The sequence below is a fragment of the Virgibacillus profundi genome, from assembly GCF_002287375.1.
GTDB classification, from domain to species: domain Bacteria; phylum Bacillota; class Bacilli; order Bacillales; family Amphibacillaceae; genus Virgibacillus_K; species Virgibacillus_K profundi.
The window spans coordinates 129,309-143,697 of record NZ_NPOA01000013.1 but is presented as its reverse complement, the minus strand read 5'-3'; the positions used below and the strand labels follow the sequence as shown (position 1 = coordinate 143,697).

At 35.4% G+C, this 14,389-nt stretch carries 15 protein-coding genes and 3 pseudogenes; 12 read left to right on the top strand and 6 right to left on the bottom strand.

The genetic code is table 11. From position 1 onward, the window contains the following. Nucleotides 1–448: 448 nt before the first annotated feature. Together CIL05_RS17510 and CIL05_RS17505 are read right to left on the bottom strand one after the other, a co-directional pair. Nucleotides 449–1,507, bottom strand: coding sequence for an HNH endonuclease signature motif containing protein (locus CIL05_RS17510; RefSeq protein WP_095656837.1), 1,059 nt, complete (start codon nt 1,505–1,507; stop codon nt 449–451). A gap of 456 nt (nt 1,508–1,963) precedes the next feature. Continuing rightward, the gene (locus CIL05_RS17505; RefSeq protein ID WP_095656836.1) at nt 1,964–2,281 is read right to left on the bottom strand and encodes a hypothetical protein; all 318 of its coding nucleotides are present in this window, start codon (nt 2,279–2,281) and stop codon (nt 1,964–1,966) included. 722 nt (nt 2,282–3,003) lie between these two features. Here CIL05_RS17505 and CIL05_RS23035 point away from each other — a divergent pair. The 4 genes and pseudogenes from CIL05_RS23035 to CIL05_RS17485 all read left to right on the top strand — a co-directional run. After that, nucleotides 3,004–3,096: pseudogene (locus CIL05_RS23035) on the top strand (SEC-C metal-binding domain-containing protein); the annotation flags it as partial. Between the two features lie 51 nt (nt 3,097–3,147). Further along, nucleotides 3,148–3,271 (top strand): annotated as a pseudogene (locus tag CIL05_RS22690) (UDP-glucose 4-epimerase GalE); the annotation flags it as partial. A 6-nt stretch (nt 3,272–3,277) separates the two neighbouring features. Then, nucleotides 3,278–3,556, top strand: a pseudogene (locus CIL05_RS17490) (NAD-dependent epimerase); the annotation flags it as partial. Between the two features lie 77 nt (nt 3,557–3,633). Further along, nucleotides 3,634–4,350, top strand: a complete 717-nt coding sequence (locus CIL05_RS17485; protein ID WP_095656834.1) for a hypothetical protein — start codon at nt 3,634–3,636, stop codon at nt 4,348–4,350. A gap of 239 nt (nt 4,351–4,589) precedes the next feature. Here the strand turns inward: CIL05_RS17485 and CIL05_RS17480 are convergent, their stop codons facing one another. The 4 genes from CIL05_RS17480 to CIL05_RS17465 all read right to left on the bottom strand — a co-directional run bounded on the left by CIL05_RS17480 (nt 4,590) and on the right by CIL05_RS17465 (nt 6,719). Then, complete coding sequence (locus CIL05_RS17480) at nt 4,590–4,907, bottom strand: hypothetical protein (RefSeq protein ID WP_095656833.1); 318 nt, start codon at nt 4,905–4,907, stop codon at nt 4,590–4,592. Nucleotides 4,908–5,116: 209 nt separating this feature from the next. After that, nucleotides 5,117–5,827, bottom strand: a complete 711-nt coding sequence (locus CIL05_RS22440) for an excalibur calcium-binding domain-containing protein (RefSeq protein ID WP_206207801.1) — start codon at nt 5,825–5,827, stop codon at nt 5,117–5,119. A 49-nt stretch (nt 5,828–5,876) separates the two neighbouring features. Further along, nucleotides 5,877–6,386: a competence protein ComK gene (locus CIL05_RS17470; protein ID WP_095656832.1), complete on the bottom strand. Its 510-nt coding sequence runs from the start codon at nt 6,384–6,386 to the stop codon at nt 5,877–5,879. A 75-nt stretch (nt 6,387–6,461) separates the two neighbouring features. Beyond that, nucleotides 6,462–6,719 (bottom strand): helix-turn-helix domain-containing protein, encoded by a 258-nt coding sequence (locus tag CIL05_RS17465; RefSeq protein WP_095656831.1) that lies wholly within the window; start codon nt 6,717–6,719, stop codon nt 6,462–6,464. Nucleotides 6,720–7,129: 410 nt separating this feature from the next. Here CIL05_RS17465 and CIL05_RS17460 point away from each other — a divergent pair, with 410 nt between their 5' ends. From CIL05_RS17460 to rbsK, 8 genes are all read left to right on the top strand, one after another. Next, nucleotides 7,130–7,696: a sigma-70 family RNA polymerase sigma factor gene (locus tag CIL05_RS17460; protein ID WP_095656830.1), complete on the top strand. Its 567-nt coding sequence runs from the start codon at nt 7,130–7,132 to the stop codon at nt 7,694–7,696. Nucleotides 7,697–7,775: 79 nt separating this feature from the next. Further along, nucleotides 7,776–8,711, top strand: coding sequence for a DnaD domain-containing protein (locus tag CIL05_RS17455; RefSeq protein WP_095656829.1), 936 nt, complete (start codon nt 7,776–7,778; stop codon nt 8,709–8,711). A gap of 521 nt (nt 8,712–9,232) precedes the next feature. Beyond that, nucleotides 9,233–10,252, top strand: a complete 1,020-nt coding sequence (locus CIL05_RS17450) for a LacI family DNA-binding transcriptional regulator (protein ID WP_095656828.1) — start codon at nt 9,233–9,235, stop codon at nt 10,250–10,252. Between the two features lie 50 nt (nt 10,253–10,302). Then, entirely contained in the window at nt 10,303–10,908 is a 606-nt protein-coding gene (locus tag CIL05_RS17445; protein WP_095656827.1) for an ECF transporter S component, read from the top strand. A 61-nt stretch (nt 10,909–10,969) separates the two neighbouring features. Further along, nucleotides 10,970–11,719, top strand: a complete 750-nt coding sequence (locus CIL05_RS17440; protein ID WP_240510226.1) for an energy-coupling factor transporter transmembrane component T — start codon at nt 10,970–10,972, stop codon at nt 11,717–11,719. After that, nucleotides 11,716–12,579: an energy-coupling factor ABC transporter ATP-binding protein gene (locus tag CIL05_RS17435; RefSeq protein WP_095656825.1), complete on the top strand. Its 864-nt coding sequence runs from the start codon at nt 11,716–11,718 to the stop codon at nt 12,577–12,579. Before CIL05_RS17440 ends, CIL05_RS17435 begins: the two co-directional genes overlap by 4 nt. Next, a complete protein-coding gene (locus tag CIL05_RS17430) occupies nt 12,576–13,385 on the top strand; it encodes an energy-coupling factor ABC transporter ATP-binding protein (protein ID WP_095656824.1) in 810 nt (269 codons plus the stop codon). The genes CIL05_RS17435 and CIL05_RS17430 overlap by 4 nt, the downstream gene beginning before the upstream one ends. 79 nt (nt 13,386–13,464) lie before the next feature. After that, nucleotides 13,465–14,373: a ribokinase gene (rbsK, locus tag CIL05_RS17425; RefSeq protein ID WP_095656823.1), complete on the top strand. Its 909-nt coding sequence runs from the start codon at nt 13,465–13,467 to the stop codon at nt 14,371–14,373. The last annotated feature ends 16 nt before the right edge of the window (nt 14,374–14,389 follow it).

Below are 14,389 nucleotides of genomic sequence, written 5' to 3'. Positions count from 1 at the left end.
ACTAAATTAGATCAACTCCTACCATGGTCATCGACAATTCCAGAAGAATGTCGTGTTCCAAATAAATCTAAATAAATCATAACATTAGTCCACATCTAGAAATAGGTGTGGACTATTTTACGCTTACTCATGGCGGTAACCATAGACCTTATTTAGCTAAACATCTAGGCATAAAGTTTATAATGGCACAATATTCGATATTGATTCCCAAAACAATGTTATCTCAGAAGCAAATAGATATTTGTGAAAGCCTAGAAATTGGTGATTTTACAAATGAAAAACTTAAGAAAATATGTATTGATGTAGGTTTATTACCACTAACAAATGTAAAAATAAATATTCGTTATTGTTAAAAATACTAAAATAATCCCTTTTGTGTCAGATATTATAATTAATTTAATCATATATCTAGATCAAGGGATATTTTATCAATGTACTTTTCGTAAAATTATTTAAGATGACCATTTAGTTTTAGCTTTTCTTTCATACCATTTTCATATACAATTTCATTTTTTGCCCAATTAAATTGACCATTAGCCTTATGAATTAATCTATGATGATTAGGGCAAAGAATCATTAGATTATCAATATTATTATCCTGGGTTAAGGAAAATGGAGTAATATGATGAGCTTCCACAATAGATACTCCATATTCTTCTTCAGTAGAATGTCCACATATTTGACATTGGTATTTATAAAAACTCTTAAGTCCTTGAATATGTTCTTTATTATACTTTCTAACTTTCTTAATTCCTTCTATTTCAATAATAGCCGCAGATTTGTCATCCGCTTCAAATAATGAAGCAAATCCTTCTTCATCCATATTTTCAAATGATTGCTCTAGAACTAATTCCCCGTGTTTTTCTATTTTTTCCCGCAATCTCTTATTAATTTCTTGTATTTTGGTATCCTCATCAACCTTATCTATAATTCTTGTATAATATTTAGGATTAATCCATACAATTTCGTTAGAGTAACTAAGCTTCCATTCATGGTTACTTCTATTCTGATATTTAGCTAAGAATGTTAATCGATCCTGGACTTCTTGATTTTCAAATAAAAAATAATCCCTTTTCTTTTGATTGCTTAACATGCTGGTAATTGCATAGGCATAGGATGTATAGTTTTCAATAGCTGTCGCTTTATATGGTACTAAGTTAACTACTTCCGTTATGGTAACTTCTTTTGTTATATCAATATTTCTCGTCTTTATTTCTGATAAAATTTGTGAAAATAAAATATCCGCCTTTGCTTGTTCGATTATATTAAAGTCTAATTCTTTTAGATATTGATTTGTTTCCCTTCCACCGCTAAATTCTGATGGTAATAATTCTAAACCATTTGCAAATATGTTAGCAATGGACAAAACATATTTAGGAGGATAGTGTTCATCTTGATATAACAAGTAAAATCGTGTAGCTTTTCTATTGTCAGGTACCCCTTCTTTGTCAATCTTTTCAATAGCACTAATTATATGCTCTTTTCGAATATTCTTAGGTATGGCCATTTCAATTTCCCCTCCAAGAATTAGTTCGTACTTTCTGTATAAAACTTTAATTGCTCGCCAATTCTTTTAACTTATAGCGGTACATTATTATTAAGTGCCTGTCATTTCCTGGTATATGTCAATAAATGTCGAATATTATTACTGTGATATAAGGCTATTAAAGTTGCTGGAACTAATGAAAATACATTTGATCATTACTTCTAGTAGCCTTTTTGATTTTAAAATAGATGATAATTACGGATGGATTGAACCAATTGTGCGGAGTTTTAAGCCAGTCATTGCAGAAAAAAGAGCCGCCGTTTGCGGACAGAGAGCCAGCAATATAAATAAGAGTAACCTCTTGTGTAATAAAGTTGCATGTAAACAAGCATGACACTATTATGTAAGAGGTTTTTATGGTTAATTGTCGTAAGATTCTGGATCCGACTTTGAGGCACCGCCACAAGCCCACCAGATTTAGCTAACAGAACTGGCCCCCGGCAACGGATTCAAAATCGTCAGCATCTCCAATCCAGTTATCTCTGGAAGCCTATTTATAAATTGATCAAGTTCTATCCGGCTTTCAAAGCTAAAGGCAGCTAATTCCTGTATCGGATCATATATATTATCTTCATCCATCACTAATTGATACAACCGCAAGATAAGCGTAAGACCTACTTCCTCAGAAAGTGCAGCAAATCCGACAGCATCATTTGCAGGTGTAAATATTGTTGTTTCTAATTGCATTCTTTCTAGCAATTCATCTGGAAAAACTACTATTCGTTCTGCCCCCATATCATAGCCCCCACTTTTTATCTTAATAGTAGCATGGAAAGTTTCTGAAATCTAGGAAAGTTTGGTGCAATCGCTAGAATAGATTGAACAGATTTTGCACTAGGGTAAGACTGAACAATTTTTGCGCAAATTACCGTATCAAGTCAGTTAATTAGTCTTAGGCATAAATACGACGTAATATAAAGGAATTCTCCTTTCTATGTCGAATATTGAAGTAGGAGGGGATATTTTTTGTGATAAATTTGCCGGCTATATGTGATAATTGTGGAACTGCTTTTCCTTCAGGGTTTGCTGGAGGTGGCGGGTCTACTATGGTAATGATAGGGAACAAATCTGGTCCTTGTCCGAATTGCGGGAGTATGGGACATGTTCCGGATGGGACCTATAGACTAGTGGAAAATATTATTCAGGTTTTAAGTGCACCGGAAAGAACGATTGATGAATTAAAAAGGTTTGCTGATTTACTAGAAAAAACACGCAAGGAAGAAATAACAACTGCTGAATTGGAAAAAGAAACTGAAAAGGAATTACCAGGATTACACCCTTTATTAGATTGGGTAATACCAGGAAATAGAGCAGAAAAGTTTAGTTTTGGAATGGTAGTACTGGGGACTGCATTAAATATTTTCGCATCTACCCTCTTAAATAATCAACCAACTGAAGATATTGAACCGGAAGTAATTATAAACAATATATACGAAATTCAAGAATATAACACATATGAAAACCAACCAATTATAGTAGAAAAAGTTGGTAGGAATGCCCCTTGTCCATGCGGAAGTGGTATCAAATATAAAAAATGTCACGGTAAGTAACAAAGATGATATATGGATACGCGATTTTCAGGTGCCTAATCACTTCCTGGAAATGGAATTCCAAATAATCTTATGCCATATGTAACACAAGTTGCTAAAGGTAAACTAGAGAAATTAAAAGTCTTCGGTAACGACTATCCATCGGGATTATATTTTTGTAATGGATCTGGCGGACATGTAGCTGCAAAGGTTGGTCAGTACACCTCTAAAAGGGGATGGTGAGGTTGCTCATAGAGTGTTCAACATTGGCAACAATAGTCCAGAGAAGTTAATGAAATTTATTACAGCGCAAGAACAAGCTTTAGGTAATGCAATGGGTGGAGAAATAGAATTTAAAAAAGAGTTTGAGCCAATTAATGAAAAAATTCAAGAAGATGTTGGATTTAAGCCTGAGACTAGTATAGAAGTAGGGTTGCTGTGGTTTGCTAATTGGTATGCCGATTATTATAAAATAAAGTAATATTTTTATTAGGATTATGGTTTTTCTATTGTATAGTTTTTGTCTGCACTTCTTTAAAAAATAAGGGGGATATAATTATGCCTATAAAAATTCTAACAGATAATTATGGTATTCCATTAGAAAGAGAATTTGAAGCTTGGATAGTAAAGGGTATAAGAGAATACTTTAAACAGATTGATGAAAATATTGAAATTGTAGCAGTATCTCCTAAAGAAGAAAAGAAATATCCTGCTGATGCTAGTTTTTTTCACAATGGGAAAGTAATTGGATTACAATTTAAAAGGCCAAAATTTAAGGAGTTAGGTGGCAAATATATAATTTGCTATTCAAGAATGGAATGGGATATAGACAAACCGGAACACCAATATGATTTAATTAAAAATAACAATAATATTTACTATGCTTTACCAACCTTCATAAATAGAGCTTGGCAAGAAAATGCATTACATCATTGTTTTTTTTGGAGACCTAACAAAAAGGATAAACATAAGTATGTTTGGTATAATAATTCAAATGCAAATATTTCTTTATTAGAAAGAACTGATGCTTATAGATGGGGAACTTTTATTGAGCAAATATATAGTGACAATATAGGAGTTTGGGTTGGGAAAAAAGGAAAGCATAAAAATGTATATAATTACATTAATGATTTCTTAAGTTGGGATGATCATAAAAAAGAATTAAATGATGAACAAAGCAAAAATAGAAAAACTCAAGATAATGAAAGCTTTATTGGAGAACAGGAAGATAATTCAATCTACTACTTTATTTTTATACCTATGAATGAACACTAATTTTTTATTGCAACACAAATCATTGGGCTATTTAAGTAGTAAAAAACGACTTTGGGTTTGAAAAGGACTAATGGACAGGAACCTTGTCCACACTAGGCAGAGTTTTTCTTGACTCGGTCTATTTTTTTGCCTTTTTTGGAAATACGATTATCTTTTGTCATTTTAATTTAGTGTGTTGTCATTACCAGGAGTTTATTAAATCAAATACTTTTTTTATAAATAATTGGACCTTACCACGTTCAATTAACAGAGCTATCCTCCGGCAACGGATTCAAAATCGTCAGCATCTCCAATCCAGTTATATCAGGAAGCCTATCTATAAATTGATCAAGCTCTACCCGGCTTTTAAAGCTAAAGGCGGCCAATTCCTGTATCGGATCATATATATTATCTTCATCCATCACTAATTGATACAACCGCAAGATAAGCGTAAGACCCACTTCTTCAGAAAGTGCAGCAAATCCAACAGCATCATTTGCAGGTGTAAATATTGTTGTTTCTATTTGCATTCTTTCTAGCAATTCATCCGGAAAAACTACTATTCGTTCTGAACCCATATCATAGCCCCCGCTCACTTTTATATCAATAATAGCATGGAACCTTCCTGGTATCTAGTTTGAATTTTAAATATTATCAATATTAGTGAAGGGTTAGACTAAAATTAATAATTTTTGTTTAATAGATGATGGCGAATAGCTCCTTCCATTTTAAAATCACCAGGATGAATAGTTTTGCACATCTCTCAGGATGTCATATAGACTTAAACCTACTCACACCCAACCCCATCTCCGTCTCTGTCTAAATGACTGGCATAACCAGGGTCACCACGACGAACAGGCGCTGCACCAGCATCTCTGGCTGCTGTGCAATTTTTATAATATACATTTGAGCTTGAAGTAGATGAGTCGCTTGAACTCGATCCAGAATTTGAGTTACCACTAGTAGAACTACTGGTGCTTGTCGTATGAGTTTTTGCTTCTGCACTTGCTAATTTTGATGCCGTAGTTTCAAGTTCTGATTCCAGACTAGTAACTTCGTCTTTTAAATCAGTATTTGTATCTGTTAAATTGGTAATTTCTTGGTTTAACGATTCCTTTTCTGTGTTAAAAGCAGCTTTTTCTTCTTCCAGTGATTCTATGTTGCTTTCGTATTCAGTAACCTTGCTGTTCATTTCTTCTATACCAGACTCAAGATCTGAAATGTTTTGTATGAGGTCTTTGTTTTCTGATTTTAGCGTATCATTATCAGTGGTCAGGCTTTCATTTTGATTTAAAGCTTTAGTAAGTTGTGCTTCAAAACTATTATCGTATAAAGATAACCCAAGTATGAACAAGATGAAACCAGCGATAAAAGTAGGATAGAAAATTTTCTTGGAAAGCCTTCTCTCTTTGTCCTTTCCTTTTTTTATAAAGTGAAATAGTAGGTAGAAAATTGAAAAAATAATAGCGATAATGCCCAATAATGAAATGAAAACCATTTGTTATGTCCCCCTTATTTATATTTTAAACTAGTGTTTTCCTTTTTTACTAGAACACTGCAGCATAATCAGAATCACCATTCCCTACACAATCAGAAAACCTAAACTTACACATAGCAGTTCGCTTCATTTGCTTTTCAATTATGTAAGGGGATACATTTAAAGGTAATTGTTGACCGGTTTTAAACGTAATAATCGATTTTACACCCAGCTTCTTTGATGAGGGATTACTTATAAATGACTTGACATGGTTGTAGAAAATCCAGGTACAATCATAATCAGATGGGGAGTGGGTAGGGAAAGTGTATATATTCTTGCTGATGCTGATTGGAATTGGAACCTTCCGCCTAAAACCAGTATGATAGATAACAGCCTCCCTTCTTCCCTCATAGGTAGAGCAGTAGTCCAAACAGGCTGTCTTGATCAACTGGATTGGTGTTTTTCTAACGAATAGTTGCTGGTTGTGTTCATATACAATGGAGGCATAATCCATATGCCTCGCTGGTAACAGTGCAATGGTTTGTTCATTTATTTTATAATGAGACATTATTTTTTCCACAATAGAATAACACTCCTTATGGTAGGATTAGTGAAAGGGGCTAAGAAAAGAAATGGATAGGAAGCGTATCTATTTTCATTGATCTTCTGTTTCCTTGTGCTCCATTTCTTTTTCAACTTCATCGATCAACTTATCAATGCTTATATTCATGGATGTGCGTAATTTATAAAGGGTTTGAAAACCCGGTAACTTTTCACCCCGTTCAATTCTCCCAAAATGTTTATCATTAACACCTGATTCTTTTGTTAGCCCTTCTTGTGATAGGTTCATTTCCGTTCTTCTCAATTTCAAATTTTTGCCTACAATTTGTTTTAGTAAATCGTTATTTTCCAATAGTTATCTCCCTTTTTAAACCCATTATCTGGATGAAAACAGAGGAATACCACGCTCTATAGGTCACTTTATGGGAAAATATGGTAATTTGGTGATACTTATTTTTAAAAATAGATAGAATGCTAACTTTAGGATGGCACTCTATCTTTTTGACGTTTGTGTATGATGATTGAAATTTTTTAATAAATTGTATGCTAACTTGAAAAACCCCACCTAAAATTCAATTTTTAGATGGGGTTTTGGGCTGAAATTTCAATTTTGACTATGGAAAATCAAATTTTCGAGAGGTATATGTAAAGTTACGCTTGGGGAAAGTTTCTTAACTTTTTCATATGATAGACCTGTCTTTTAACTCCTGGAATTAAATGCAGGGAGATAAGCTGACATAAATTGTGAAAGGGGAAACAGAAATGACGCAGGATAAGGAACAGAGTTTCGAGGAAATTTTTAAGCAGAATGAGCGAAGGATTTATTACCATATGCAGCGATTGGGTATTCGTGATCCCTATAAAGAGTTTTATGTGGAGGGACTATATGCCATGTGGATGGCCCACAAAAAATACCAGCCGGATAAAGGACCCCTATCTACCTATTTCAACTACACCATCCGCCATCGATTAATTGATATGCTCCGAAAGAAAGCGAGGGAGCAATACAAGGATGAGGCATTTGCTTCTCATGAAAAACTACGTGTGGATAATGGCAATCGGGATGCAAATACGAGAAATCCGATTATGGAAAGTTCCGGTATTAATGTGGAGGACACTCAGGATTGGGAGAAAGTGAAGGCCGGGCTAACTGCCAACCAATGGAATTGGGTTTACGGCCACATTATTCTGGAGATGCCACTTAAAGAGATCGCTGAAATGAAGGGTGTTTCGGTTGAAGCGGTTAAAAGCTGGGGGAAAGAGGCAAGGAAAAAGTTACGGTCTGATCCGGCATTATCCGGGATTTCTACTATTTTACCGATGGATTAATAGATTATGAAACTGTTAGAACAATGTGTGGGCATTTTACTGCATTGTTCTAACAGCAATTCTTGAGAGGATGGAGAAAATGAATTACATAAAAGAAATTAATGCATTTTACGATTTAGTTGAGCGAAATCCGCTATCTGCCTCAGCGGTCACACTATGGCATACATTGATGCACATCAACAACAAGGCAAGGTGGATTGAAAAGTTTACAGTAGCCGCGGGAGTGCTGCGTATGAAATCAGGATTAAAGGAAAGCTCGTTTAAACGTGCAAGGACAGAGCTGAAGGAAAAAGGCTATATTGATTTTCAATCACGCAGTCATAATCAGGCGCCGATTTATCGGATGGTGAGGCTGGCTATGGAAGATGCTGTGCAGGGACAAGCCTTCAGAATTAGTGGAAATACATATAGTGGGGACTATTCGAATGACGTGTCTGCAGACCGGCAAGCAGACCATGGGAGTGATGTAGGAGCGGGCGTGGGTGCAAACCAGGATGCAGACCAGCCTATGGACCACCTTAAAGGCCAGGATGCGGGCACATTAATTAAACAGAAGGAAAACGAAAAGAAAGGAGACAAAACAATTGTTGCTACAACAGACGCGATCGCATTTTTTCAAGCAAATTTTGGTATGCTCAATGCTTACGTTGCTGACGACATGATTAATTGGGTGAACGACATGGGTGAGCCGTTGGTGATGAATGCCATGAAGCGAGCATTGGAACGTGGGAAAGCTAATTGGGGTTATGTGAAAGCAATTCTGCAGGCATGGGCGAAGAAGGGGATTACTAGCGTGGAGCAGGCTCGGGCGGAGGAAGTGGAATTTCGGAGGGAGAAGAAGGCGTCGCATGGGTTTGTGGGTAGAGCTGGTGCGGAAGAGATTGTGCCTGATTGGTTTTGGGAGCAAAAGCAGAGAGAGGAGTTGAAGCGGGAGGAGCAAGCTTTTGTGGTGCGGCGTGATGTTGATGAGGAGACTGCGGAGATTGGGAGGATGTTGGCGGCGTTGAGGGGGTAGGCAATACGATGAATCATGGATTTTTAGTTTGAATTATTTTAAATAGAGTAGGAGACTAATCAATTTTAATAACCACTTACTTGATATAGCAATTATTTTTGGGGATATTAGAGGCTTGGAAGGTGAAGGGGATTTCGACTGTTGAGGGGGCAAAGGTGGAGGAGAAGCCAAGTCGGGTTCGAAGTGCTCAGAGGGCTGAGCGAGGTGGGAGGTCTGCGTGATGAAGATTGTTCCGGATTGGTTTGTGAAGCGGGTGGTGGATCCGCTTGTGGATGCGGAGGAGATTCTTGAGATGATTGTCGGGCTGGGATAGGAGTAGGAGTGTTAGCGAATTCCTAATTCATTTAAATTGGTTTTAATCTAGCTTTAGTAATCTTATTGCCAAGAATATTAAAATATATCGGTAAATATCAAATTATTAAAAAACTTTTAAGAAAACGTTTTCTTTTTATTATTCCTGTGTTATACTCTGATTTAAGAAAACGTTTTCTTGAAATTAAATATTTTGTGGGAGTTGTATCATGAAACTTACGATAAAGGAAATTGCAAAAAAAGCAAATGTTTCCATTACAACAGTTTCACGTGTTTTAAATCAAAATAAGGAAGGGGTGGGCAAGGAAACTCGAAAGCGGGTTGAAGAGGTGATAAAGGAATATAATTATCGGCCGAATGCAATAGCCAGGAGTATGATAACAAAAAACACAAAAACAATAGGTTTAGTTATTCCAGATATTAGAAACCCGTTTTTTTCAGATTTAGCAAGGGCTATTGAGGATATAGCAAACAAAATGGGGTATTCTGTATTTCTGTGTAATGTTGATAATCAATTGAAAGTACTTGAAAGATACTTATGGTTATTAATTGAAAAAAATGTAGACGGTATAATATTTTCGAGTTCTGATTCTAATTTAAATGATGGTGTTCAAAAGCTATTAAAAAAAAATAATATCCCAGTAATGTTTATAGACCGTGGGGATGATGATAGCGAATTTAATGGTGTATTTATTGATAATACGGAAGCTGGCTATTTAGCAACAAGCCACCTGATTAAACTTGGCCATAAAAAAATTGGTTGTATAACAGGGCCTAAAACGATTTGGAATTCTAATCACCGTTTGAAAGGCTACAAATTAGCACATGAGCAAGTTGGTTTAAAAATTGATAGAAACCTGGTAAGAGAAGGATCTTATACAATGAAAGGAGGATATGATGCAGCTAAAGTTTTACTTCGTGAAAACAAAGACATTACTTCTATTTTTGCATTAAATGATTTGATGGCTTTTGGTGTATATCAAGCCGCTAGGGAACTAAATATTTTAATTCCTGATGATATATCCGTTGTTGGATTTGATAACCTTAGCTACAACCAGATTCTAACCCCCAGACTAACAACCATTGAACAGCCAATTAAGAAAATAGGGGAAGTCTCAGTGGAGTATTTGATTAAACAAATAGAACAAGCTTTGATGATTGAAGACTCTATTTATTTGAAAACCAAATTAATCGTAAGGGATAGTACAAGGGCAGTTTCAAAAGATTGATTAAGTTAGTTGTTAAGGAAATAAAACTTTATTAAAGGGGAGAATAAAGTATGAAAATTAAAAGAGGAGTCAAACATGATTTTACATTAATCGCCATTTTGTTAATTCCAATCGGGGTAGCAATTAATTTCGTTGGTGCACAAATAGTTAACCTTCTTAAATTACCAGTCTATCTAGATACTATGGGAACGGCATTAACAGCAATGATTGGCGGACCTTGGATAGGAATGGCAACAGGTATATTTAGTAACTTGGTTAAATCGTTATTAAACCCTGTCAGCCTTGCATTTACTCCAGTGCAAATGGCTGTTGGCTTAACGATTGGCTTATTATCTATGGCAGGTATGTTTACAAAAGTTTGGAAGGTATTGGTTGCGGCAGTCATAGTTTCATTAGCTACTACAATAGTTGCGTCTCCTATTCAAGTCTTAATGTTTGGAGGTGCAACTGGTAACTCTTCAGATGCTCTGGTAGCAACATTCTTAGCATCCGGGCAGCAAATGTGGACAGCGGTATTTTCAACAAAAATAATCAATGAATTGATAGACAAGTCCATTTGCTTATTGATTGCATACTTTATTGTAATTAAGATGTCACCAAGGTACTTATCAAAGCTGAATTATGGGTCTATTTTTATTAAAAAGAAAGCTAGCTAAATAAATGAATAGGCGCTTCATCACAATAAGGAAGAAGCGCCTATTTAAGGAGGTACACGCAGTGAATAAAATTCAACAGTTTATTGTTAATTTATACCCAACAACGAAGTTTCTTATAGTGTTATTTCTTGCCTTGTCAGCATTTATAACTCCTGGATACATTTGGTCCTATTTAGTTTTGCCAATATGTATGTTTCTTGCGTATTTAGCTGGTTGCTTTAAGGAGTTTTCGAATTTAGCAATAAAGGCACTATTATTAATTGTATTATTTATCTTCTTGCTGCAAGCGTTTTTTTATCCCGGACAAGAAATATTATGGCAGTGGGGAATATTTTCTGTTAAACAGGAAGGTATTCAATTCGCTTTATCTCTAACTTCAAAGATTGTTGCTGTTGCATCATCATTATTATTGTTTTTCCGGATTACAAAAGTAAAGGATTTAGTAAGTTCTTTGGAGAAGCTTGGTCTTTCACCCAAAGTAACATTTATTTTTTTATCTACCTTGCAGATTATACCAGAAATGCAGAAATCCACTCATGTTATTATGGACGCTCAAAAAACTCGTGGAGTCGAAACGGAAGGAAAATTAATGACACGAGTCAAAGCATTTGTTCCGATATTAAGTCCCCTTGTTTTAGGATCTATTGCAAGTACTGAAGAAAGAGTGCTTACGTTGGAATCACGGGCATTTTCAGCAAAAGGAAATAAAACCAGTTTATATCAGGTGAATAAAACAAAACATGACTTGAAGGTGCGCATCCTCCTGCTCATATTATTTATCTTACTAATTGTTTGGAGGGTTTTATCATGAGTATCATTTCTATAAAAAATCTAACATACCAGTATCCCACTAGTGAAGAAGATGTGTTACGTGATATTTCCGTAGAATTCGAATCTGGTAAGTTTTATGCTGTGATTGGAGCTAATGGAGCAGGGAAAACTAGCTTATGCAATGCGATTCGAGGCTTTATCCCTCATTTTTATAATGGAGAGTTACAAGGTGATGTATTGATCGAAGGCCGGGATATCCGCGAGTGGGAGCTTGGGGAATTATCGACGAAGATTGGCTACGTATTTCAAAATCCATTTACTCAAATAAGTGGTGTAAAAGATACTGTTTTTGACGAAATTTCTTTTGGATTAGAAAATCTTGGGGTTGAGGAAAGTGAAATTCGAAGCAGAGTTGCAGATATAATTCAGCTTTTAGAGATTGGCCATCTTCAAGAAAAAAATCCGTTTGAATTGTCAGGCGGACAAAAACAACGGGTGGCACTTGCATCTATCATTGTAATGGAACCCGAGATTCTTGTTATAGATGAGCCCACATCCCAATTAGATCCACAAAGCACTGAGGCAATTTTTTCAATTATTGAATTGATGCAAAAAAAGGGGAAAACCATTATTTTAGTGGAGCATAAAATAGAACTTATTGCCGAGTATGCAGATTACATTATTGTTATGAAAGATGGTAAAGCAGTATTACAAGGAAATGCGGATGATGTCCTAAGTAATGAGCAAGCAATAGAGTTAGGATGTGCCTTACCACAGTATGCTTTGTTTGGTATCGAAATGAAAGAAAATGGGATGGATCTTGGAACAATACCTTTAACAGAAAAAAAGGCTATTTCAGCTGTGCAGCATTTGTTAGAAAAAAGGCGGGTGACTTCATGACGTATCTTTCATTAAAGGATGTAAGTTTTTCTTACCCAAATGGTTTTCAAGCAGTTCAACATGTAAATATGTCCTTTGATAAAGGAGAATCTGCTGCAATCATTGGACAAAATGGGGCAGGAAAGACAACGACTGTCAAAATGATGAACGGACTTTTAAAACCAACTGAAGGAAGTGTAATTGTAGACGGTTGGGATACAAAGGACTATTCTACTGCACAGATTTCCAGAAAAGTAGGTTATGTCTTTCAAAATCCCGATGATCAAATATTTCACAATGATGTATATAGTGAAATTGAATTTGGTCCTAAAAAGCTAGGTCTTTCAGAAGAAGTAGTAAAAGCAAATGTTTTGAAATCTGCAGAAATTGCAGGAGTAACTGATTTTTTGAAGGAGAATCCATATAATCTGCCATACTCCATGAGAAAATTTGTAACTATAGCATCAGTACTTGCAATGGATTCGAACGTTATCATTTTAGATGAGCCTACTGCGGGGCAGGACCCTGGATCACTAGAAATTATTTCAAATATGATTAAGACATTAAACAATGAAGGGAAAACAGTTATAACCATTACACATGATATGGAATTTGTTGCAAATAATTTTGAAAGAGTCATTGTTATGGCGAATTGTCAGGTTATTGCTGATCGGAATAAACGAGATGTTTTCTGGGATTTTGACATCTTAGAGAAAGCATTATTGAAGCAACCGCATATGAGTAAAATAGCTAATGCTCTTCAAATAGGAGATAAAATAATAAGCAGAGCAGAATTAATTAAAGAAATTAAGAAGGTTCAAAAATAATTATAAATGAAATATTTATTCTATCTTATCATATAGTTCGTTTAAAAAAGCATTTAACATCTTATTGGTTGGTGATTCTATGAATGAAATACTAGTAGTTGGCAGTTTGAATATGGACTTGGTTACATATGTTCCATATCTACCTGCAGAAGGAGAAACGATAGCAAGTAGTAAATTCCTTACAATACCTGGTGGAAAAGGAGCAAATCAAGCTGTTGCGATGGGGAAACTGGGGGCAAGTGTGCGGATGATTGGAAAAGTAGGAACAGATGAATATGGCAGCATGCTTCTAAATAGTTTAAGAAACTCCAATGTGAAAACGGATGGCATTATTGAGGATGGTTTAACTGGAATGGCCTTTATTAATGTTGCCGAAAGTGGTGAAAATAATATCGTTCTTGTTCCGGGAGCAAATGCTGAAATAACTAAACTGGATATCGATCAGTTATCCCTATTTATTGAGACGTCAGATGTAATTATAATGCAATTGGAAATCCCATTGGAAGTAGTCAAACATGTAGCTGATATTGCAAGTAAGTACAATAAAAAGCTTATTCTAAATCCTGCGCCAGTAATGGAGTTATCGAGAGAACTGTTACAACATGTACATACTATTATTCCAAATGAAGTGGAGTTGGGTATGTTAACAAAATCTAATATTACCTCAAGTGAGGATGTTATACGAGCCTCGAAAGAGTTAATTTCTTTAGGTGTAAAACGTGTTGTTGTAACTTTGGGTTCAAAGGGAGCCGTTATCGTAACTAATAAAAACATCATAAAGATTCCTGCATTCCAAGTGGAGGTAGTTGACACAACTGCTGCAGGTGATTCATTTATTGCGGGCTTTGCTGTTGGTATTACAAAGGGAATGTCAGATGAGGATGCTGCAATATTTGCGAGTAAGGTTGCGGGAATTGTAGTCACACGTGAAGGAGCACAATCATCTATCCCTACATTAGATGAAATAGACAAAGTACAACTGGTTTAATATTTTACTAACATTA

Coding starts and splice junctions, on each gene's coding strand:
- CIL05_RS17510 (WP_095656837.1), bottom strand. CDS start 1,507: ATGGCCATACCTAAGAATATTCGAAAAGAGCATATAATTAGTGCTATT.
- CIL05_RS17505 (WP_095656836.1), bottom strand. CDS start 2,281: ATGGGGGCAGAACGAATAGTAGTTTTTCCAGATGAATTGCTAGAAAGA.
- CIL05_RS17485 (WP_095656834.1), top strand. CDS start 3,634: ATGCCTATAAAAATTCTAACAGATAATTATGGTATTCCATTAGAAAGA.
- CIL05_RS17480 (WP_095656833.1), bottom strand. CDS start 4,907: ATGGGTTCAGAACGAATAGTAGTTTTTCCGGATGAATTGCTAGAAAGA.
- CIL05_RS22440 (WP_206207801.1), bottom strand. CDS start 5,827: ATGGTTTTCATTTCATTATTGGGCATTATCGCTATTATTTTTTCAATT.
- CIL05_RS17460 (WP_095656830.1), top strand. CDS start 7,130: ATGACGCAGGATAAGGAACAGAGTTTCGAGGAAATTTTTAAGCAGAAT.
- CIL05_RS17455 (WP_095656829.1), top strand. CDS start 7,776: ATGAATTACATAAAAGAAATTAATGCATTTTACGATTTAGTTGAGCGA.
- CIL05_RS17450 (WP_095656828.1), top strand. CDS start 9,233: ATGAAACTTACGATAAAGGAAATTGCAAAAAAAGCAAATGTTTCCATT.
- CIL05_RS17445 (WP_095656827.1), top strand. CDS start 10,303: ATGAAAATTAAAAGAGGAGTCAAACATGATTTTACATTAATCGCCATT.
- CIL05_RS17435 (WP_095656825.1), top strand. CDS start 11,716: ATGAGTATCATTTCTATAAAAAATCTAACATACCAGTATCCCACTAGT.
- CIL05_RS17430 (WP_095656824.1), top strand. CDS start 12,576: ATGACGTATCTTTCATTAAAGGATGTAAGTTTTTCTTACCCAAATGGT.
- rbsK (WP_095656823.1), top strand. CDS start 13,465: ATGAATGAAATACTAGTAGTTGGCAGTTTGAATATGGACTTGGTTACA.